Here is a 20,116-nt window from a genome sequence, read left to right as displayed (position 1 = left end):
ACCGTGGCATCGCCCGGCGCCTCCCTGCGATTGGATGAGCTTGAGATTATCAGCCTGCGGATTGGCTGACAGCAGGTTTTTCTACAGCCTCAACGTTTGGTTAAGGGGCGGGCTTTAGCCCGTCCCAGTGAGCGAAGCGAACGGTTTGAACCAGTTGTTAGACGCTGCTTACGCGCTTGCCTCTCAGTGCTTCAAAAATACCCATTGAAAGCTTTGGCGTGTACGGTTGTTCTTTAAAAGATTTGATGCTTAGCATGATTGAGCTTCCCACCAAGTAGAACGCTGCGGAAATTGAAAAGATGGTTTTTAGTAGTCCGCTTGATACAAGAGGTATTGTGAATTCGCCGTCGCGGGCAACAATTAATAGTGCGCCAATTATTGCGCCTACCCCTAAGGCTATTAGAAATATCGAAAAAACCAAGTCAAAAAATTTTAGTGTTGTGTCTTTTGATAAGCTGAATGATATTTTTCTGTATATATAGTAGAGCATAGGAGGGAGTAATAATATTAACCATGGTGTAAGTGCATAAGAAACTACCAAAACCATAACAGGGGTTGCTGCTGCAGTGAGGCGATCCTTCGTTGATGTATCCACAAAATTTCCTTGCAGTGTCTAACGATTAAGCTAAGGGGCCGGCTTTAGCCGGTCCCAGTGAGCGAAGCGAACGATTTGAGCGCATAGTTAGCAGCCATTTACTTGGTGCGTATGATCGAATCGAATTCATTGAGAAGCTGTAATAAAGCTTGAGCTTCCTCTACAACGCTATGGTAATCGTATTGACGCATTGCCATTTGCCCAACCTGACTGTCTTTGGGATAGGATTCTTCTTTGGCGGCTTTGCGTGCGTTTGGTATAAAAACGCATTGGAGCCAAAGCTCAAACGAAGGAGCCTCAAGGTAATTGTTGACCTTGAACTCTGGTGGGCTAGGGCTCCAGAATCCGATTCTTTTCATTTCGCTTTCAACTTCGTCAAGCTTGGTCGTAACCCGCTGCGATTTCTCGGATCTAGTTTTCTTGAATATGTCGAAGATTTTCATTTAATGGCTGCTAACGTTTGGTTAAGGGGCGGGCTTTAGCCCGTCCCAGTGAGCGCAGCGAACGGTTTGAACCAATTGTTAAACGGCAATCACAGCAGATTTACTATGCTATTTGGATAAACTGGAACGCCGCTGCTATTTAGACTGTTCACATCATACCAGCGTGCTTCAAAAGTATAACCGTTGCTCTCTACGCCTGAGATCATGTTTTTCTGGTAAAAACTATTGTCTTTAAATTTTCCCTCATAAATAAATACAATTTCATGACCTTCTTTATCGTCAAAGATGAATAAATTCTCAATGACACCAAGAAGCTGTAGTTCATGAGCTTCTGTGCCTAGCTCTTCTTTAACTTCTCTTATTGCTGCATCTGCAGATTGCTCACCGAAATCAATGCCACCACCAATAGGAGATAAATATTTTTCATTTTTAGCAGGATCAAAGCCCTGTGCAAGAAGTACTTTATCTTGGTTGCGAAATATACATACGGCTTTTGCTCTTATGTTTTTCATCTGTACGGGCGGACACTTCTAAGTTTTTGACGTTTAACGTTTGGTTAAGGGGCGGGCTTTAGCCCGTCCCAGTGAGCGAAGCGAACGGTTTGAACCATTTGTTAGGTGCCCTACACCGAAGCTGGGTGTTGCTCTTGTTGCTCTTCCAAGAGAGCTAATTTGTATTTTCCAAATTTTGCTTTGAGAAGCCAGCAAATATAAATATAGAAGAGGAATATGCCAGATATTAGGCCGAGAACTCCCCCACCAATACCTGCAATGCTTTCTATTGTTTCTTTGCTTCCTCCGGATAGGGCTATGATTAGCCCTGCGATGAAGCCAAATATTGCCCCCAATATGCCGCCTGCAAGCACTGATGCCACGCTTATTGTGAGTCCTCGCCACAAGAACCCCCACAAGATTCTCAGGGTATCTTTGAGGTTCAACTCTTTTATTTTCACTTCGTGCATAGTTCCCTCTTTGTTTTGTAAAGCATCTAACTAAAATTAGACACCAAATGGTGTGTATAAACGCACCATTTGGTGCATAACGTTCCTTGTCATCTTTGACTATCCTTGTCTACTCTGGCCTTTCTAGGCGATTGCTGAGAGCAAAAAGGAGTTATACACCATGGATGGCAAGCCAAAATTGTTGGATCAACTGCGTGAGCAGATCCGGGTTCGACATTATTCGATTCGTACCGAGGCTGTCTATCTGAAGTGGGTGAGGCAGTTCATTCGTTTTCATGGGTTGCGCCACCCGGCTGAGATGGGGGCGGCGGAAGTTGAGCGGTTTTTGTCTGACCTGGCGGTTCGGCGCAATGTATCTGCCTCTACGCAGAACCAGGCGTTGGCCGCATTGCTATTTCTCTATAAACAGGTGTTGCACATCGAGTTGCCTTGGCTGGATGCGGTGGTGCGCGCGAAACAGCCAGAACGTTTGCCTTTGGTACTGGGGCGCGAGGAAACCCAATTGCTGTTGGCGCAGTTCTCTGGTGAGGTGGCCTTGATTACCGGTTTGTTGTATGGCTCTGGTATGCGTTTGATGGAGGCGGTACGACTTCGGGTCAAGGACGTTGATTTCGCGCGCAGGGAGATTGTGATCCGCGACGGCAAGGGTATGAAAGATCGCGTTACTCTCCTTCCCGAGTCGTTGCGCCCTGCGCTGCTGGCTCATCTTGCTTGGGTTAAGGCCTTGCATGAGCGCGACCTGAACGAGGGGTTTGGTGAGGTTTATCTGCCTTTTGCGTTGGCCCGCAAGTACCCGAGTGCGCCTTGTGAGTGGGGCTGGCAGTACGTGTTCCCGGCGGGGCGGCTATCCAATGATCCGCGCTCCAAGGTGCGCCGCAGGCATCATTTCGATGAGAAGCGGGTACAGCGCGCCTTCAAGCCGGCCCTTGGGGCGGCGGGAATCGTCAAGCCCGCCACCCCACACACGCTACGCCATTGCTTCGCCACGCATCTGCTGGAGAGCGGCCAGGATATCCGCACGGTTCAGGAGTTGTTGGGTCATGCGGATGTTAAAACGACCATGATCTATACCCATGTGCTTAATCGCGGCGGCTTGGGGGTGTTGAGCCCGCTGGATCGCTGAGCGGATTCGGCCATCGCTGAAGTGACGCCGTTGTCGCACGGCTGTACGGCTTGGCCGGATGGCGGCGTGCGGGTGCCGTTGCGATGACCTGGGCCCGCTCTACAGCAGTAGGGTTCCTGTGCCCGTCAGGGCCATTCGATGTCTCATGGTGCTGGCAGTCGTGCTCGTTCAAGTTCAATCAGGCGCTGCTGGCTCTGCTGCAGTGTGATGCATGGCGCGATGACTATGCTTAGTTGGTTGAGGGCTAATCGTTCGTTTCTGATGATGGTGGATGGGCCTTTGTCGCCATCGATCTTCTCGTGATCATCGCCTGGCGGCGCAGCGGTACGCTCGGGCTCGTAGCCGGATAAGTCTTTTATGAGATTCCGCAGTCCGCTCAAGGCCCTGTTCTATGGCAATGTGCTGATTGTCTGCCTGCTGCTGGGCTACAAGGCTTATTTGAACTTCTGGTTGCCGGACTTTGCTGCGGCGCATACCACGCAGGTCGAGCAGATTCAGGCCAGGCTGGAGGGCCGAGAGCGCTTCAGCTTCGCGGTGGTGGGTAACATCAACAACTCCGTCGGCATCTTCGAGCGGCGCATCATTCCGCTGCTCAATGCCTCTGGCGTCGACTTCATGATCTCCGCCGGTAATGCGGTCAGCGGCGGCGGTGAGGACAAATACCGAGCGCTGTACGGCAGCCTGAGTCACTTGAGGGTGCCTTACCTGCTGACCTTTGGCGCACATGAGTACGAAGATTTCGGCAGCTATCGCTTTTACGAGCACTTCGGTCCGCACTTTTTCAGCTTTCGTGCCGGCAACAGCCGCTTCATCTTTCTCGACAGCACCGGCAAGACCTCCTGGCACTGGCAGATGCTCTGGTTGAAGGACCTGCTGCGTCTGGGGGATACCCAGCACCGCTTCCTGTTTACCGGCAAGCCATTGCTGCGCAGCGCAGGCAGTGCCGTGTTTGCCGAAGAGCAGGATTACCTGCAGCCACCGGCGTTTCGCGAGGCGCTGATGAAGCTGATCGGTGAGAACCCGGTCGATGCGGTATTTTCCGCCAACCTGCCGCTGTTTTCCGAACACCAGCAGGCCGGCACGCGTTTCATCACCACTGGGGGCGCCGGTGGCCTGGTGCTGAATGACGAGGCCAGCTTCCACCATTACCTGACGGTGTCGGTCTCCGAGCAGGGTATCGGCACGACGCTGCAGCGTTTAGAGGCGGGGCAAACGCCGCTGTTCAAACAGCTGGAAAGCCTCTGGTTCTTTATCTATTCGTTGTTCTATGTGGGCTATCTGAACTTCATTCTGCTGATTAGCGTGCTCAGCATTGCGGCGATCAAGCTCTATGCGCTGGTGTTTGCTGAGCGTGATTATTACCCCAACTTCGATCTGGACGCGTCGCCCTGGGTAGACAAGCCCCTGAAGGTCGCCATGTTCACCAACAACTATTTGCCCTTTATCGGTGGCGTTCCCGTGTCAATCGAGCGCTTGCGGCGAGGGCTTGAAGCGATAGGCAACCAGGTGCTCATCGTCGCGCCCAGCTACCGCAACCAGCCGCCTGATGAGCGGGGTGTTATCAGGGTGCCGTCAATTCTGGCGTTCGGGGCGAAACACGAGTTCCGTCTGGCCAATATTTTCCTGGGGCGCATTGCCAGGCAGGTGAAAAGCTTCCGCCCGGACCTAATCCACGTACACCATCCCTTCTGGCTGGGCTCTCTGGGTCTGTTCCTGGCTCATCGCCTGCGGGTGCCGAGCGTTTTTACCTACCACACGCGCCTGGAGCACTACGCCCACTTCGTGCCGTTGCCCGGCATGCTGTTCCGCAACCTGATTTCCCATGCCCTGATCAAGCGCTTTGCCAGCAAATGCGATGCGGTGATCGTGCCCACCTACTCCGCCGAGGAATACCTGCGCATGATCGGGGTCAAAACGCCCGCATTTGTGCAGCCCACGGGCATCGAATACCAGCGTTTTCAGGCGGTGACGCAGGCGCAGGTGGCGACGCTCAGGCGGTCCCTGGGCATCGGCGAGGAGCGCGTCTTGCTCAGCGTTTGCCGACTCTCCAATGAAAAAAACATCGACTTCATGATCGATGCCATCGCCAGTCTGAGGGCGCGAACCGAGCGGCCATTTCGCTTCCTGATGATTGGCGAGGGTCATCAGCGTGAACGCTTGCAGGCGCGCATCGACGATCTGGACCTGGGCCGCCACTTCGTCCTGATCGGCGCCGTGCCGCCCGAGGAGATGGCCCTTTATTACCGCTTGGGCGATCTGTTCCTGTTCGCCTCGAAATCGGAAACCCAGGGCATGGTGATACTCGAAGCCATGGCGGCGGGGTTGCCGGTGGTGGCGGTGCGTTCGAGTGGTATCGATGATGTGGTCAGGCAGGGCTATAGCGGCTTCAAAACCCCGGAAAAACTCGAGCAGTGGTGTGCTCGGGTGGCGCAGCTGCTGGAGGATGAAACGCTGCGCGGCGAGATGTCGCGGCATGCCTTGATACTGGCTAAGGAACACTCGATCGAGCAGTTCGCCAGGGATATCAAGGACATTTACGGTACTATCCTGGCGGCCTCGCAGGCCCGCTAGTCGAATGGCAGCCTGCTCAATCTCCTTTACAGCCGCCCTTCGCGGCGCAGGCGACGCAGCACCGAGCGGCGGTAGCACCAGGCCAGGATGGGTTTGAGGCCGGGCAGGCCGAGCAGCCAAGCCAGCGGGCGCAGTGCCGGGGTGCGCGACATCAGCAGGATATAGGCATCCAGCTCGCGGTGGATGCGCCCTTGACTGTCTTGCACGTGCAGCTCGGTCAGGGCCAGGTAGGGGTCGATGCCGGCCGCGCGCAGTTGTTCCTCCTGATCGCTGATATCGACCCATTCCACGCTGTCGTCGCTGCGAGTCTGGAACTTTTCATAGCGACGGCGGTCGGCCACACAGCGCGGGCAGGCGCCGTCGTAATAGACCTTGAGTCTGGCCATAGTCGTTGGCTCCTCGCCGCTGAGGGTAGTTAGCAGTCTATAGGAGCCAGCAAGAGGCGTAGCCCGGATGCAATCCGGGAGGAATTGGCCGTTTTTCCCGGATTACATCCGGGCTACGCGCTGGGGAACCAGCAGAGGTGGCGCGCTTTAGATCAAGTCGGCCCAGAGGTCATACTCGTCGGCATCGACGATGCGCACGCGTACCTTGTCGCCGGGTTTGACCGCGGTGCTGCCGATAAACACGCTGCCATCGATTTCCGGAGCATCGGCGTAGCAACGGGCGACCGCGCCTTGCTCGTCCACTTCGTCGATCAGCACCTCAAGCTCTTTGCCAATTTTCAGTTGCAGGCGAGCAGCGCTGATCGCCTGTTGGTGGGCCATGAAGCGATCCCAACGATCCTGCTTGATCTCGTCTGGCACGTGGTTGTCGAGCAGGTTGGCCGACGCACCTTCAACCGGCGAGTACTGGAAGCAGCCGACGCGGTCGAGCTGGGCTTCGGTCAGCCAGTCGAGCAGGTACTGGAAGTCTTCTTCGGTTTCGCCGGGGAAGCCGACGATAAAGGTCGAACGGATGGTCAGCTCGGGACAGATTTCGCGCCAGCTCTTGATCCGTGCCAGGGTCTTGTCCTCGAAGGCCGGGCGTTTCATGGCCTTGAGTACTTTCGGGCTGGCGTGCTGGAAGGGGATGTCCAGGTAGGGCAGCAGCTTGCCCGCGGCCATCAAAGGGATCAGTTCGTCGACGTGCGGGTAAGGATAGACGTAGTGCAGGCGCACCCACACGCCCAGGCTCGACAGCGCCTCGCACAGTTCGGTCATGCGGGTCTTCACCGGCTGGCCGTTCCAGAAGTCGGTCTTGTACTTGAGGTCGACGCCGTAGGCGCTGGTGTCCTGGCTGATCACCAGCAGTTCCTTGACCCCGGCCTTGACCAGGCGCTCGGCTTCGCCGAGCACCTCGCCGACCGGGCGGCTGACCAGCTTGCCGCGCATCGAGGGGATGATGCAGAAGCTGCAGCTGTGGTTGCAGCCTTCGGAAATCTTCAGGTAGGCGTAGTGGCGCGGGGTGAGCTTGATGCCCTGCGGCGGCACCAGGTCGATCAATGGGTTGTGCGCGGTGTTTGGCGGCACCACTTCGTGCACGGCGTTGAGCACCTGCTCGTACTGCTGTGGGCCGGTGACCGAGAGCACGCTGGGGTGCACGCTGCGGATCGCGCCTTCTTCCACGCCCATGCAGCCGGTGACTATGACCTTGCCGTTTTCGGCGATGGCTTCACCGATCACTTCCAGCGATTCGGCCTTGGCGCTGTCGATAAAGCCGCAGGTGTTGACCACCACCACGTCGGCGTCCTGATAGGTCGGTACGACTTCGTAACCTTCCATGCGCAGCTGGGTCAGGATCCGCTCGGAATCGACCAGGGCCTTCGGGCATCCGAGGCTGACGAAACCGACTTTTGGCGTGGCGGGGGTGGACATGGCTAACCTCGAAGGGCGCTTTGGCGGCGCCTTTGATCAAAAAGTGCGCAATTCTAGCGGCAGGCAACGTTCTTGACCAGCCTGGCAAGCTGGTCAAGGCGCGGGTTCTGGGCTTGTCTTGGTGATGAGGTCGGCGCGGCAGTTGCGCCAATGGCCCGTCAGGATGCTCGCCTCGATGAAGATTGCCGTCGCTGATCAGCACGCGCCTGCCTCTGGTGGCTCGACGTCGCTCGGCGTGCTGGTGGCCGCCCTGGGGGTGGTGTACGGCGATATCGGCACCAGCCCGCTGTATGTGCTCAAGGAGGTGTTCTCCGGGCGCTATGGGGTACAGGCCAACCCCGAGGGCGTGCTCGGTATTCTCTCGCTGGTCTTCTGGTCGCTGATCTGGGTGGTGTCGATCAAGTACGTGCTGTTCATTCTGCGTGCCGATAATCAGGGCGAAGGCGGGGTGATGGCCCTGTTGGCCCTGGCGAAACGTGCCACAGCGGCGTTCCCGCGATTGTCCCGGGTGCTGACGCTGTGTGGCCTGTTCGGTACGGCGCTGTTCTATGGGGACAGCATGATCACGCCCGCGATCTCGGTACTCTCGGCGGTGGAGGGCCTGGAGGTCGCCTTCGAGGGCGTTGGCCATTGGGTGGTGCCGTTGGCGCTGGTCCTGCTGGTCGGGCTGTTTCTGATCCAGAAGCGCGGCACCGCGCGTATCGGCACCCTGTTCGGGCCGGTCATGTTGCTGTGGTTCCTGGTGCTGGGCGCGCTGGGCGTTCAGGGGATTGTGCGGCGGCCCGAGGTGCTGCAAGCGCTCAATCCTTACTGGTGCCTGAAGTTCTTCATCGTCCACCCCGGGGTGGGCGTGATCATCCTTGGCGCGGTGGTGTTGGCGCTGACCGGGGCAGAGGCACTGTACGCCGACATGGGGCATTTCGGCCGTAAGCCGATTGCCCGGGCCTGGTTCTTCCTGGTCCTACCGGGGCTGGTGCTCAACTATTTCGGTCAAGGTGCGCTGCTGCTGGAGAGTGCCAGCGCGGCGCGCAACCCTTTCTATCTATTGGCGCCGTCCTGGGCGCTACTGCCGTTGGTCGGCTTGGCCAGTCTGGCCACCATCATCGCCTCGCAGGCGGTGATCTCGGGTGCCTTCTCCCTGACCTATCAGGCCATTCAGCTTGGCTATATCCCCCGTATGCATATCCAGCACACCTCCAGCGAGGAGCAAGGGCAGATCTATGTCGGTGTGGTGAACTGGGCGCTGATGGTGGCGGTGGTGCTGCTGGTGATCGGCTTCGAGTCGTCTGGAGCGCTGGCGGCAGCCTACGGCGTGGCGGTGACCGGCACCATGCTGATCACCACACTGCTGGTCGCGGCCGTGATGCTGCGGTTGTGGCCGACCCCGCGTTGGCTGGCAATTCCGTTGCTACTGGGTTTTCTCCTGGTCGACAGCCTGTTCGTTGCCGCCAACGTGCCGAAGATTCTGCAGGGCGGTATCTTCCCGCTACTCGTCGGTCTGCTGTTGTTTACCCTGATGAGTACCTGGAAGCGCGGGCGCCAGTTGCTGCTGGAGCGGCTCGACGAAAGCGCGCTGTCGCTGCCGGTGTTTATCGACAGCATTCGCCGTCAGCCGCCGCACCGGGTACCGGGCACTGCGGTATTTCTCAGTGCCCGGCCGGATGCCGTACCCCATGCGCTGTTGCATAACCTGCTGCACAACCAGGTGTTGCACCGGCAGATTGTGCTGTTGACCGTGGTCAGCGAAGACCAGCCGCGGGTCGCGCCGGAACGGCGTTTTGAGGTGGATGCCTATGGCGAGGAGTTCTTCCGGGTGATCCTGCATTTTGGCTTCATGGACACGCCTGACGTGCCGGCGGCCCTGCACCTGTGCCACCTCGACGGGCTGGATTTCAGTCCGATGCGCACCACCTGGTTCCTCAGCCGGGAGACTGTGATCAGCACTAAGCGCATCGGCATGGCGCGTTGGCGCGAAGCGCTGTTCGCCTTCATGTTGCGTAATGCCAACAGCAACCTGCGCTACTTCAAGTTGCCGCTGGCACGGGTGATTGAGCTGGGTTCACAAGTGGAAATCTGAAGTGTCGTTTGTGCGGCTACAGCGCACCGCCATGAGTGAAGGGTTATGCGTTGGTTTAGCTGCGCCCGGGCAGCATGCGTACGAGGGTGTCGTCGCGACTAATAAAGTGGTGAAACACACCGGCGGCGGCGTGCAGGCCGATCAGCCAGTAGCCAGCGGTGCCGGCCCATTCGTGCAATTCCTTGAAGGTCCTGGCCAGTGCGGGGTCCTTACCGACCAGGGCGGGCAGTTCCAGGCCGAAGAAGGGGATGGGTTTGCCGGCGGCGCTGAGGGTCAGCCAGCCGGCCAAGGGTGCGCCAATCATCAGGGCATACAGTGCCCAGTGCATCAGCTTGGCCGACGTTGCCTGCCAGGCGGGTGAGCCGCCGCTGATCTTCGGCGAGGGGCTGACGAAGCGCGCCAGCAGGCGTAGCCAGACCAGCAGGAAAACACTCATCCCGAGCATGAAGTGCCACTGCTTGAGCAGGTCGCGGTATTCGCTGCCTTTGGGGAAGTTGCCTTTGAGTTCGATGCAGGCGTAAACCGCCGCGATCAACACCAGCATCAGCCAATGCAGGGCAATCGACAGCCGGCTGTAACGCACCTCAGTGTTGTTTCGGTTCATCAGACATCCTCTTTCCCATGGCTTTAGATGGAGCGTGGGCAAGAGTAGTCGCGCAAGCTTAAGTGAATCTGAACCTGGATCACTTCAAGGTGAGCTGGTCTTGGCGTTGCTGGATGCCTTGCAGCAACCGGTCCGCCAGCGCTGGATAGTTTTCGTCATAGTGGTGGCCGCCAGGCAGGCGGAGTATTTCTCCGGGTGCGCCGGGCTGGGTGCAGCCGCTCGCGCCGGCCTCCTCGCTGCCGTAAACGCATAGCACCTTAGTGGCGGGCAGCCTGAGCAGTTCCGGAGCGGTGGCGGCTTCCGCCGCTTGCCTACCGAGCCAGCCTTGTACCTCGATCTCGAAGCTGCCGCTGCGCGCCAGGCCTAGCAAGAGGATGGCGTCGACCTGTTGCTGATCGCTCTGCGGCAGGCGGTTGTAGAAGGCCGGAAGCACATCGGCGCCGAATGAATAGCCGGCCAGCACGAAGTGTTTGCTGCCCCATTTTTCCCGGTAGGTGTGCATCAGTCGGCTGAGGTCGACGGCGCCTTGTTCCGGGCTTCGGTGTTGCCAGAAATAGCGCAGGGCATCGATGCCGACGACGGGAACGCCGCGCTTGGCCAGCTCGGTCGCCACATCGCGATCCAGATCGCGCCAGCCTCCGTCGCCGGAATAAAACAGGGTGAGGGTGTCGGCGGGCTTGCTGGCGGGCACTTCGACCAGCGGCATCGATTCACTCTGGCCTTGCAGCAGGTGTTGCAATTGCTCTTTCAGCAGCAGGGGGAGCGAGGTGTCGTAGGCGCTGATGCGTGTATCGGCATGCTGCTGGTCACGGGCGAAGCGGGCACTGGCATCGTCCGGATTGTCGTTCCAGGCGATGCTCCAGTGGCCGTGAGCGGCTTGCGTGGGCAGGGGCGCAGGGCAGTCCGGGTGTTTCAGGTTGAAGTCGATGGACAGGGCATGCGCCTGGTCGCTGGTTTGCCCGGCCAGCCAGCGCCAGGCGAATGCAGCCCCAGGACCGATGCCGGCGACCAGGGTGGGTTGCCCTTCGAGGTAGCGGCTCGCGGCATTGAAGCGCCGTTGCTGAGCGGCGCAATCGTTGTCCGGCAGTGCGATTTGCAGCAGGCGGGCATTGCTGTGCTGGGCGAGTGCGAGCAGCTCGGCGGCCGGTAGCCATTGTCCAGGCGGCAGTGCCAGCAGTACTCGTGCGTTTACCGTACCGGCTGGATTGGCCAGGATCAGCGGGCTGCCATCGGCCAGTTGCACGCGTTCGAGCCGAGCTTGCGGTGCCGGTCGGCTCCACAGCAGGAGGATGGCCGCTAACACCACCAGGAGGGTGAGAAGCAGGATGTGCCGCCAATTACGTTTAGCCATGCTGACCTCAACGTTTGACCAGGCCGGTGAAGCTGCCGGCTATCAGCGCAGCGGTATCGGTCAGTGCCACCAGGGGGTCGAGGCCGGCAGGCACCGCCATGTAACGAGGTTCCCAGTCCGGCTGGAATTTGTCCTTGAAGCGGCGCAGGCCCTGGAAGTTGTAGAAGGTTTCGCCGCGCTGGAACACCAGGGCGCCGAGGCGCTGGGTCAGGGGGGCACCCTGGCGTGGCTGCAGGCCGGCCAGTGGCACCATCCCCAGGCTGAAGCGGGCGAAGCCGCGCTCCTTGAAGTGTAGTAGCAGGCCGAGCATGAGGAACTCCATGGTCAACTTGGGGGCATCTGGATGGACGCGCATCAGGTCGAGGCTGGCCAGCTCAAGGCTTTGGGTTTCCAACAGGTTGGCGAAAGCCACGGCAATACCCTGAACGCGCACCACGGCGATGCGGAAGTTCGCCAGGTAGCTGGGCTCGAAACGGCCCAGGGAGAAGCCTTTTTCGCGCACATGCTTACCGGATAACCAGGCATCGGAGATACCCCGCAGTTCCTCCAGAGGGGCCTGGCCGGGCTGATGGAACTCCAGCGCCAGGCCATCGCGCTGGCCGCGACTCCAGGTGTAGCGCAGGTCTTTCATCTCCTTGCCCTTGGCATCCAGCGCGAAACGCTTCAGCTCGACGCGCGCTTCTTCGCCGAGTTTGAGGGCGCTCAGGCCTATATCCATATAGAACGGCAGGTTCTCCGCGCGCACCTGATAGAACACCGGGCGGGCGTGGTGCAGGTCACAGAGGTCGCGGAATTGCCAGATCAGCTCGGCGCGCTCCTGAGGTGGGCCGACTGGGTCGAAGAGCGCCACCAGGCTGCGGCCGCGGCGGGCATACATCAGAAACGCATTGCCATGCGAATGGAACAGCAGGGCCTTGTCGCCTGTCAGCGCCAGACCACCGTCGGGCTGTTCGGAGCTCTGCACGATGGCGGCGGCTTGGGCCAGTTCGTTCGGCTGCGGCAGTTGTATAGCCGGGGGCGCTGTGTGCAGCAGCCAGCTCAACGTCACCATGACCAGCACCACGCCGCTGGCCAGTGTTGCGCGCAGGGCGCGAGGAGCGTTGCCGTCGAGGGCGAACTGCCACCACAGCTCATGGCTGTAGGGAACATCCTGATAGGCGAACAACAGCAGCCATATCGACGCGCCGAGGACGCAAGTGCTGGCAGCCAGGATGCGCGGCGAAAATTGCAGCTCCAGCAGGCGGCTGGGACGGTAGAACGCAGGGCGGAATAGGGCCAGCAGAATAGCGGTCAGGGTCAATAGACTGGCTTCCTCCCAGTCGAAGCCCTTGAGCAGGGAGAGCAGCGCCCCTGTCAGCAGCAATGTCAGGGTGAGCATCCAGGCGGCTGAAAGGCGGCGGCGCAGGCCCTGAGCGAGCAATAGGCAGAGCATGCCGATCAGGCTGGCGCCCAGGTGGGAGGCATCGATCAGGCGATCCGGAAGCATAAAGCCGAGGTCTTCCAGGCGACTGTCAATGGCCGGAGTGACGCCTGAGAACAGCAGCACCGTGCCGGCCATAAATACCAAGAGCGCCAAGATGGGCGCCGCCATGCCGGAAGCCAATCGCATGCTCTGGGGGGCTGGCAGCACGCGGCGGGCCTCGCTCAGCAATATCAGCAGGCAGGCCAGCAACAGCGGCAGGAGGACGTAGATCAGGCGGTATAGCAGCAAGGCCGCCGCCAGCGGTGCGGCTCCCAATTGATCGGCGAACGCGGCCAGCAGGACAGCCTCGAACACCCCGATGCCTCCGGGCACATGGCTGAGTACGCCGGCAGCCAAGGCCAACAGATAGATCAGCAGAAAAGCACCAAAGGGCGGCGCCTCCGGCAGTAGCAGGTAGAGCACGCCGCCCGCGGCAGCGACGTCCAGTGCGGTGATCAGCAGTTGCAGCAGGAGCAGGCGCGCGCCCGGCAGGCGCAGGACGCGACTTCTAATCTGCACCAGCAGGCTGTGAGTATGAGGTTGTGCGGTCAGGCGAGCGCGCTGCAGGCTGAACATCAAGAATGCGCCGAGTAGCAGAATCGCCGATGCGATGCCGGCCAGCAAGGGTGCCGGCAGGCGTAGCGCAGTGGTGGCGGCTGGCAGATCGCTGAGGCAGGCCAGTGCGGCCAGTATCGGCAGCGAGCAACCGAGGGCGAGGGTGGCGAACAGGCTCATGCGCGCGACTTCACCCGCGCCGAGGCTGTGCCTGGCGTATAGACGGTAACGCACGGCCCCCCCGGAAAGTATCGACAGACCCACGGTATTGCCGATGGCGAAGGCGCAGAAGCCGCCAAACGCCAGAGTGGACTTGGGCAATTGCACCTCGGCATAGCGGCTGGCCGACCATTCGTAGCCGAGCAGGGCAATAAAACTGCAGGCGGTCAGCGCTAGGGCTCCGAGCAGCTTTGCCAGAGGGACTGCGAGCAGTGCGTTGCGCAAGGTGTCCGGATCAAGCGCATCCAGCAGGTGGCGGCAGGCAACCAGGGCCGCGCCGAATAGCAGTATGGCCAGGGCCAGGCCGAGGGGCTGGCGAAAATGGCTGAGACGATGCTGCCAAACCCGGTGTCTGGGGCTAGAGGTTGCGGGGGAGGAGGCTGCGGACTCTACTGGACTGGCGCGCATCGAACACCTCAAGGGCAGTGCGGCTCAGGGTCTGGAAGCGTGGGTAGGTTCCAGAACTTCGCAGGAAGTAAACGTTGCAACAGTTATAAACGAAAAAGGCCACTCGTTTGAGTGGCCTTCTTGATATTTGGTTGCGGGAGCAGGATTTGAACCTACGACCTTCGGGTTATGAGCCCGACGAGCTACCAGACTGCTCCATCCCGCGCCGGCTATTCTATACAGGAGCGCGTTGTTGTCAATCGATTACTGCTTTTTAATCAATTACTTAAATGGAGTCGCAAGGCAGAAACGAAAAAGGCCACTCGTCTGAGTGGCCTTCTTGATATTTGGTTGCGGGAGCAGGATTTGAACCTACGACCTTCGGGTTATGAGCCCGACGAGCTACCAGACTGCTCCATCCCGCGCCGACCATTCTATACAGGAGCGCGTTGTTGTCAATCGATTATTGCTTTTTAATCAATTACTTAAATGGATTCGGGAGGCAGAAACGAAAAAGGCCACTCGTTTGAGTGGCCTTCTTGATATTTGGTTGCGGGAGCAGGATTTGAACCTACGACCTTCGGGTTATGAGCCCGACGAGCTACCAGACTGCTCCATCCCGCGGCGCCTATTCTAGCGTCGTATTTCATTTCGTCAAGTTTTAACTTTGAAAAACTGTTGTTTGTTCAGGTGCTTAGCGCTGCACGGGTGTTAGACTTTATTCCTTCGAGGCGTGCCCAGCGGGGCTTTCCGGACTATCGTGCGCAAGATTATTCACGTTGACTGCGACTGCTTTTACGCCGCCATCGAGATGCGGGACGACCCGAGCCTGGCCAGTAAGCCCTTGGCCGTGGGCGGTGCAGCGGATCGCCGTGGGGTGATCGCCACCTGCAACTATGAGGCCCGTGCCTATGGGGTGCGTTCGGCGATGGCCTCCGGGCATGCATTGAAGCTGTGCCCGGACTTGCTGATCGTCAAACCACGCATGGATGCCTATAAGGCCGTCTCGCGGGAGATTCAGGCGATCTTCCGTGATTACACCGACGTCATCGAGCCATTGTCACTGGACGAAGCCTACCTGGATGTGACGGATAGCCCGCATTTTGCCGGCAGTGCCACACGCATCGCCCAGGAGATCCGCCGCCGGGTATCGCGGGAGCTGCATATCACCGTGTCGGCGGGGGTGGCGCCGAACAAGTTTCTCGCCAAGATCGCCAGCGATTGGAAAAAACCCAACGGCTTGTTCGTGATCACCCCGGATCAGATCGAAGCATTCGTCGCCGCGTTGCCGGTCAGCAAGCTGCACGGGGTGGGCAAGGTGACGGCAGACAAACTGGGCCGTTTGGGGATTCGCAGCTGTGATGATCTACGCGAATGGGAGCGGCTCGCCCTGGTGCGCGAGTTCGGCAGTTTTGGCGAGCGTCTGTGGGGGCTGGCCCGTGGCATCGATGAGCGCCCGGTGCAGACCAACAGTCGCCGCCAGTCGGTCAGCGTGGAAAATACCTATGAGCATGACCTGCCGGATCTGCCGAGCTGTTTGGCGCAGTTACCGCAGTTATTGGCAGAGCTCGATGGGCGGATGGCGCGGCTGGATGAGAGTTACCGACCGGATAAGCCCTTCGTCAAAATAAAATTCCACGACTTCAGCCAAACCACCCTGGAGCAGGCTGGCGCACGCCGCGACCTGAACAGCTATGGGTTGCTGCTCAGTGCGGCATTTGCTCGTGGCAACAAGCCGGTGCGCCTGCTGGGTGTCGGTGTCCGCCTGTACGACCTGCGCGGCCGACAGGAACAGCTGGAGCTATTTGCGCCGTAGGCTGGGTGAGACGCGTGTACGGTCGTTCAGTCAAACAGCCGGATCTGGTGCGGCGTAATCCAGCATTGCCCTGCGACTACCAGTATTGCACTGGGGATCGCGCGGCAATCCAGGTTGCTCCGTACTCAGCGGCTCAAGGACCTGCTCGCCGCTCAACCTTCCTGCGGCCAGAGGCGCAGCGGTTTACCGGCGGCGGGCCACAGGCGCAGTTGTTCGATCGGCGAAACGTCCCAGCGTTGCACCTTGGTCAGGCTGGCGAGGAACCGGGCTTCCTGCTCCATCAGTGCCGGCGCGCAGAGTTTGCGGGTGCTGCCAACGGCGCCGAAGCTCAGTTGCTCGCCGGCCAGGGTGTAGCTGGCGAACCAGTGGTTGCAGCCCGCGTTGCCATAAGCGCGGCCGTCGTCACCGAGGGTCAGGCTCAGGTGGCTGCGGTCGATCAGCGGACGCTCGCCGATCCACTCCACTTGATAAGTACGCTCGGTTTCCAGTTGCACCGGGGTGCTGGCGCAACCCAGCAGGCTGGCGCCGAGTAGGCCGAGGGTGGTGGCGCGCATCATGGCGCTGCCTTTTTACAACTGGGGCACAGGTGCTTATTTTTTTCGCTGTTCCAGCCCAGCTCGTTAATCCGCGCAGTGGCAGCCTGGGTCTGGGCGGGCTTGCCGAGGGTCGCGTCGACGGCGAACTCGAAGTCCAGCAGCTTGTCGCATGCATCGCACTTGACCTGCCAGCTATGGATGGCCAGTTCCTTGAACAGCGGGCCCTTGGTCACCGCCAGCCATTGGCCGGGTGGATTGATCAGGTGGCGAACCTTTTCCACTTCCAGGCGCATGTGCAGGTCACGGCTGCCTTTGAGGCTGACCAGCAGGCTGTCGCCGCTGTGGATCGAGCCACCGTTGCCGGTGACCTGGTAGCGCCCCGGTGCCAGGGCGCGGCATTCAATCAGGGTGTGCTCGGGGTTGAGCAGGTTGTAGCGAAAGTCGTGTTCGGCCATGGGTCCTCCGGGCAAGGCCGCCATTCTAGCCCAGGCAGTGCCTGGGGTGGAGTGCAGGTGTTGCCCGCTGAGTGGCTTAGGCTAGGGTGCGGCGACAGGGCACTTTAATTGCCGTTCGCGGGCAACCATTAAAGTGCCGATGCCGATGCCGATGCCGATGCCTATGTCTAAGCGTCGATCTGGGCTTCGTTAGTCAGCCGCTCGATGGCTTCATCCAGCTCGTCCAGTGCGCTGTGCGCGGCGGGATCATTCTGCTTCAGCAGGGTTTCGCTGCGCTGGCAGGCCGCGCGCAGATGCGGCACGCCGCAATAGCGGGTGGCGCCATGCAGGCGGTGGACGCGTTCGAGCAATGCCTTGAGTTCGCCGGTCTCGCGGGCCTGGCGGATGGCCTGGCGGTCGGCCGGGAGCCCTGCCAACAGCATGCTCAGCATGTCTGCGGCCAGATCGGCTTTGCCGGCGGCCAGGCGCAGCCCCTCGGCGGCGTCCAGCACGCTCAACTCCTGACTCGCAGCCGGGTGCAGGTGGCGTCGCTCCGGGCCCTGGTAGCGCAGGGCCAAACCGGTCCATTTGAGTACCACCTGGGCCAGTTGCCGCTCTCCGATGGGCTTGCTCAGGTAGTCGTCGAGACCGCTTTGCAGCAGGGCGCGCTTCTCGTTGGCCAGCGCATGGGCGGTGAGGGCGACAATAGGCACAGGGGGCCGGCCCTGCTGCGTCTCCCACTGACGAATCGCTTCGGTGGTCTGGCGGCCATCCATGCCTGGCATCTGCACATCCATGAAGATCAGGTCGAAGGTTTCCTGCTTGGCTTGCTCCAGGGCCTGATAGCCGTTGTCGGCGGTGCTGACCCAGGCGCCCATGTCATCCAGCAGGGTTTGCACCAGCAACAGGTTGGCCGGGTTGTCGTCGACACAGAGCACCCGCGGTGCCCGGCTGGGAGCCGGGACGCTGGTTTGCGGGTGAGCCTGGCGTGGGCTGATCAGCTCGGCTAACACGTGCTGCAGCCGGCGAGTGCAGGCGGGCTTGGCTTGCAGTTGGCTGTGCGCGTCGGGCAGGGCCTGGTGGTAAAGCGCCTGTTCGGTGGTCGGGCACAGCGCCACGGCCTTGCAGCCATGCTGCTCGAGCTCGCTGAGCCGCTCACCGAGGCGCTCCGGGGGCAGCACTTGGGCGGTGATGCCCAGGACGGCCAGCTGGATCGGCTGGGCGCCCTGGCGCGCGGCGGCGACCGCTGCAATCAGTTGCCCGAGATCGGCAAAGGCGCTGACCTGCAAACCGCAGTCTTCCAGCTGATGCTGCAGGGCCTGGCGTGACAGTTCATGACTTTCCAGAATGGCTGCATAGCGGCCGAGCAGTGGCGGGCGTGGCAAGTCTTCGGCATCGTCCCGGGCTTTCGGCAGGCTCAGGGTTATCCAGAACTCGGAGCCTTGCCCGGGGGTACTGTGCACGCCGATTTCGCCGCCCATCTGCTCGATCAGGCGTTTGGAGATCACCAGGCCCAGGCCGGTGCCGCCAGCCTGGCGCGACAGCGAATTGTCGGCCTGGCTGAAGGCCTGAAACAGGGCGCGCAGATCCTCTTCGGACAAGCCGATGCCGGTGTCCTGCACGCTGATGCGCAGTTGCACGCGGTCGGCGCTTTCGTCTTCGAGCATGGCACGCATGACGATGCTGCCTGCGCGGGTGAACTTGATCGCATTGCTCACCAGGTTGGTCAGCACTTGCTTGAGTCGTAGCGAGTCGCCCACCAGCGCCAGTGGGGTGTCGCGATAGACCATGCAGAGCAGCTCCAGCTGCTTCTCGTGGGCGGCCGGGGCGAGAATGGTCAGGGTGTCTTGCAGCAGGTCGCGCAGGTTGAACGGGATACTTTCCAGCACCAGCTTGCCGGCCTCGATCTTGGAGAAGTCGAGGATCTCATTGATGATCGACAACAGGCTGCCGGCGGACTTTTCGATGGTGCTCAAGTAGTCCTGTTGGCGGGGGGTCAATTGGCTTTTCTGCAGCAGGTTGGTGAAGCCGAGGATGCCGTTGAGCGGCGTGCGAATCTCATGGCTCATGTTGGCGAGGAACTCGGATTTGATCCGACTGGCCTCCAGGGCTTCCTTGCGCGCGAAGTCCAGTTCGATGTTCTGGATCTCGATGGTTTCGAGGTTCTGCTGAACGTCTTCGGTGGCTTGATCGATGCTGTGCTGCAATTCTTCCTGGGCGTTTTGCAAGACCTCGGCCATGCGGTTGATGCCCGAGGCGAGCTCATCCAGTTCGTGGCTGCCAAGGGGCGGCAGGCGGGTTTCCAGGTGGCCGTCCTTGAGCTTGGCAACGCTGTGCTTGATGCGTCGTAGCGGCTCATTGATGCTGCGGCTCATGCGCAGGGCGAGCAGGGCGGTGACGATCAGCCCGGTGGCAATCAGCAGCAGGCTGGTGAGCAGGCTGCGATAACCGCTGAGCAGGGTGTTGTGGTGCGACAGTTCCAGCTCGACCCAGCCCAGCAGCCGTGTACTGTCATCTTCTCGCGGTTCATCGGTGAGGCTCAGGTGGCTTTCCAGCACGGGCAGGAGAAAGTGCGTGACGTCCTGGTTGCTGCGTGGCGCAGGAGGGGTGTCAGTGTCGCTGGTTACCTGACTGTGCATGCTCGGTCCGGCGTGCGCCAAGCGGGTGCGTTCGGCACTGAGGAAGCTGACGGCGCGTACATCCGGTTGTTCCAGGGCCTGGGTGGCGATGCGCTGCAGCAAGCGGCTGTCGCCGCGCAGCAGTGCCGGTGCGGTCAGGGGCGCCAGTTGCTCGCTGATCATCTGTCCGCGTTGCAGCAGTTGGGCCTGCAGGTCCGACAGTTGTGCCCAGGTGAAATAGCCACCGAGCACCAGTGCCAACAAGCTGGTCGGCAGTAGAGTGAGCATCAGCACGCGGCCTTTGATGCCTAGATCCTTGAACACTCGCTTGCTCCTGCGTCACTTATTCGATGGGCTCAGGTCGGCAGTGTAGCGTCTGGCTTGAGGGGAACAAGAGGCTGAGCACCACCCTTATCACCGGCTGCAATAAGCAGTGACTGTGTCGAGTTATGGCCGCCGACGGTTTGCCGTTATCATAGGCACCCCTCCTGCCGTCCGGACTCGATCG

Annotated in this window: 16 protein-coding genes and 3 tRNA genes; 4 read left to right on the top strand and 15 right to left on the bottom strand. The window is 60.1% G+C overall.

Annotation, left to right across the window (positions count from 1 at the left end; genetic code table 11):
• Positions 1–157: 157 nt before the first annotated feature.
• The 4 genes from FBY03_RS08695 to FBY03_RS08680 form a co-directional block, all read right to left on the bottom strand.
• Positions 158–595, bottom strand: coding sequence for a hypothetical protein (locus tag FBY03_RS08695; RefSeq protein ID WP_147171795.1), 438 nt, complete (start codon positions 593–595; stop codon positions 158–160).
• A gap of 98 nt (positions 596–693) precedes the next feature.
• Positions 694–1,038 carry a YqcC family protein gene (locus FBY03_RS08690; protein ID WP_147171794.1) on the bottom strand — a complete coding sequence of 115 codons (345 nt, stop codon included), beginning with the start codon at positions 1,036–1,038 and terminating at the stop codon, positions 694–696.
• A gap of 89 nt (positions 1,039–1,127) precedes the next feature.
• Positions 1,128–1,550 carry an NUDIX hydrolase gene (locus FBY03_RS08685; protein ID WP_147171793.1) on the bottom strand — a complete coding sequence of 141 codons (423 nt, stop codon included), beginning with the start codon at positions 1,548–1,550 and terminating at the stop codon, positions 1,128–1,130.
• Between the two features lie 110 nt (positions 1,551–1,660).
• On the bottom strand, positions 1,661–1,999 hold the full coding sequence (locus tag FBY03_RS08680; RefSeq protein WP_147171792.1) for a hypothetical protein: 339 nt from the start codon (positions 1,997–1,999) through the stop codon (positions 1,661–1,663).
• A 160-nt stretch (positions 2,000–2,159) separates the two neighbouring features.
• On the opposite strand from FBY03_RS08680, the gene FBY03_RS08675 reads away from it, so the two are divergent.
• Both FBY03_RS08675 and FBY03_RS08670 read left to right on the top strand, forming a co-directional pair.
• A complete protein-coding gene (locus FBY03_RS08675; RefSeq protein ID WP_147171791.1) occupies positions 2,160–3,122 on the top strand; it encodes an integron integrase in 963 nt (320 codons plus the stop codon).
• A gap of 357 nt (positions 3,123–3,479) precedes the next feature.
• Positions 3,480–5,693 (top strand): glycosyltransferase, encoded by a 2,214-nt coding sequence (locus FBY03_RS08670; RefSeq protein ID WP_147171790.1) that lies wholly within the window; start codon positions 3,480–3,482, stop codon positions 5,691–5,693.
• 26 nt (positions 5,694–5,719) lie between these two features.
• Here the strand turns inward: FBY03_RS08670 and FBY03_RS08665 are convergent, their stop codons facing one another.
• Both FBY03_RS08665 and rimO read right to left on the bottom strand, forming a co-directional pair.
• On the bottom strand, positions 5,720–6,079 hold the full coding sequence (locus tag FBY03_RS08665; RefSeq protein ID WP_147171789.1) for a thiol-disulfide oxidoreductase DCC family protein: 360 nt from the start codon (positions 6,077–6,079) through the stop codon (positions 5,720–5,722).
• Positions 6,080–6,226: 147 nt separating this feature from the next.
• Entirely contained in the window at positions 6,227–7,549 is a 1,323-nt protein-coding gene (rimO, locus tag FBY03_RS08660; RefSeq protein WP_147171788.1) for a 30S ribosomal protein S12 methylthiotransferase RimO, read from the bottom strand.
• Positions 7,550–7,724: 175 nt separating this feature from the next.
• On the opposite strand from rimO, the gene FBY03_RS08655 reads away from it, so the two are divergent.
• Positions 7,725–9,626: a potassium transporter Kup gene (locus FBY03_RS08655; protein WP_147171787.1), complete on the top strand. Its 1,902-nt coding sequence runs from the start codon at positions 7,725–7,727 to the stop codon at positions 9,624–9,626.
• A 55-nt stretch (positions 9,627–9,681) separates the two neighbouring features.
• On the opposite strand, the gene FBY03_RS08650 is transcribed toward FBY03_RS08655, so the two are convergent.
• The 6 genes from FBY03_RS08650 to FBY03_RS08625 all read right to left on the bottom strand — a co-directional run bounded on the left by FBY03_RS08650 (position 9,682) and on the right by FBY03_RS08625 (position 14,828).
• Positions 9,682–10,230: a cytochrome b gene (locus FBY03_RS08650; protein WP_147171786.1), complete on the bottom strand. Its 549-nt coding sequence runs from the start codon at positions 10,228–10,230 to the stop codon at positions 9,682–9,684.
• Positions 10,231–10,309: 79 nt separating this feature from the next.
• The gene (locus tag FBY03_RS08645; RefSeq protein ID WP_147171785.1) at positions 10,310–11,581 is read right to left on the bottom strand and encodes a virulence factor family protein; all 1,272 of its coding nucleotides are present in this window, start codon (positions 11,579–11,581) and stop codon (positions 10,310–10,312) included.
• A 7-nt stretch (positions 11,582–11,588) separates the two neighbouring features.
• The gene (mprF, locus tag FBY03_RS08640) at positions 11,589–14,225 is read right to left on the bottom strand and encodes a bifunctional lysylphosphatidylglycerol flippase/synthetase MprF (protein ID WP_147171784.1); all 2,637 of its coding nucleotides are present in this window, start codon (positions 14,223–14,225) and stop codon (positions 11,589–11,591) included.
• 128 nt (positions 14,226–14,353) lie between these two features.
• Positions 14,354–14,430: transfer RNA gene (locus FBY03_RS08635), tRNA-Met, on the bottom strand.
• A 122-nt stretch (positions 14,431–14,552) separates the two neighbouring features.
• A tRNA-Met gene (locus FBY03_RS08630) sits at positions 14,553–14,629 on the bottom strand.
• 122 nt (positions 14,630–14,751) lie between these two features.
• A tRNA-Met gene (locus FBY03_RS08625) sits at positions 14,752–14,828 on the bottom strand.
• Between the two features lie 136 nt (positions 14,829–14,964).
• On the opposite strand from FBY03_RS08625, the gene dinB reads away from it, so the two are divergent.
• Positions 14,965–16,020, top strand: coding sequence for a DNA polymerase IV (gene dinB, locus FBY03_RS08620; protein ID WP_147171783.1), 1,056 nt, complete (start codon positions 14,965–14,967; stop codon positions 16,018–16,020).
• A 152-nt stretch (positions 16,021–16,172) separates the two neighbouring features.
• Here the strand turns inward: dinB and FBY03_RS08615 are convergent, their stop codons facing one another.
• The 3 genes from FBY03_RS08615 to FBY03_RS08605 all read right to left on the bottom strand — a co-directional run bounded on the left by FBY03_RS08615 (position 16,173) and on the right by FBY03_RS08605 (position 19,932).
• Entirely contained in the window at positions 16,173–16,577 is a 405-nt protein-coding gene (locus FBY03_RS08615) for an META domain-containing protein (protein WP_147171782.1), read from the bottom strand.
• Entirely contained in the window at positions 16,574–17,011 is a 438-nt protein-coding gene (locus FBY03_RS08610) for a hypothetical protein (protein WP_147171781.1), read from the bottom strand. The genes FBY03_RS08615 and FBY03_RS08610 overlap by 4 nt, the downstream gene beginning before the upstream one ends.
• 167 nt (positions 17,012–17,178) lie before the next feature.
• On the bottom strand, positions 17,179–19,932 hold the full coding sequence (locus FBY03_RS08605; RefSeq protein ID WP_147171780.1) for a response regulator: 2,754 nt from the start codon (positions 19,930–19,932) through the stop codon (positions 17,179–17,181).
• Positions 19,933–20,116 lie beyond the last annotated feature (184 nt).

The sequence above is a fragment of the Pseudomonas sp. SJZ079 genome (assembly GCF_007993865.1).
Lineage (GTDB): Bacteria > Pseudomonadota > Gammaproteobacteria > Pseudomonadales > Pseudomonadaceae > Aquipseudomonas.
This window is presented reverse-complemented; position numbering and strand designations above follow the sequence as displayed.

What these genes read in the sequence shown, in the direction of transcription:
- rimO (WP_147171788.1), bottom strand. Translation starts at nt 7,549, where the DNA reads ATGTCCACCCCCGCCACGCCAAAAGTCGGTTTCGTCAGCCTCGGATGC.
- FBY03_RS08665 (WP_147171789.1), bottom strand. Translation starts at nt 6,079, where the DNA reads ATGGCCAGACTCAAGGTCTATTACGACGGCGCCTGCCCGCGCTGTGTG.
- FBY03_RS08645 (WP_147171785.1), bottom strand. Translation starts at nt 11,581, where the DNA reads ATGGCTAAACGTAATTGGCGGCACATCCTGCTTCTCACCCTCCTGGTG.
- FBY03_RS08685 (WP_147171793.1), bottom strand. Translation starts at nt 1,550, where the DNA reads ATGAAAAACATAAGAGCAAAAGCCGTATGTATATTTCGCAACCAAGAT.
- FBY03_RS08690 (WP_147171794.1), bottom strand. Translation starts at nt 1,038, where the DNA reads ATGAAAATCTTCGACATATTCAAGAAAACTAGATCCGAGAAATCGCAG.
- FBY03_RS08610 (WP_147171781.1), bottom strand. Translation starts at nt 17,011, where the DNA reads ATGGCCGAACACGACTTTCGCTACAACCTGCTCAACCCCGAGCACACC.
- FBY03_RS08650 (WP_147171786.1), bottom strand. Translation starts at nt 10,230, where the DNA reads ATGAACCGAAACAACACTGAGGTGCGTTACAGCCGGCTGTCGATTGCC.
- FBY03_RS08615 (WP_147171782.1), bottom strand. Translation starts at nt 16,577, where the DNA reads ATGATGCGCGCCACCACCCTCGGCCTACTCGGCGCCAGCCTGCTGGGT.
- FBY03_RS08680 (WP_147171792.1), bottom strand. Translation starts at nt 1,999, where the DNA reads ATGCACGAAGTGAAAATAAAAGAGTTGAACCTCAAAGATACCCTGAGA.
- FBY03_RS08655 (WP_147171787.1), top strand. Translation starts at nt 7,725, where the DNA reads ATGAAGATTGCCGTCGCTGATCAGCACGCGCCTGCCTCTGGTGGCTCG.
- FBY03_RS08675 (WP_147171791.1), top strand. Translation starts at nt 2,160, where the DNA reads ATGGATGGCAAGCCAAAATTGTTGGATCAACTGCGTGAGCAGATCCGG.
- mprF (WP_147171784.1), bottom strand. Translation starts at nt 14,225, where the DNA reads ATGCGCGCCAGTCCAGTAGAGTCCGCAGCCTCCTCCCCCGCAACCTCT.
- FBY03_RS08670 (WP_147171790.1), top strand. Translation starts at nt 3,480, where the DNA reads ATGAGATTCCGCAGTCCGCTCAAGGCCCTGTTCTATGGCAATGTGCTG.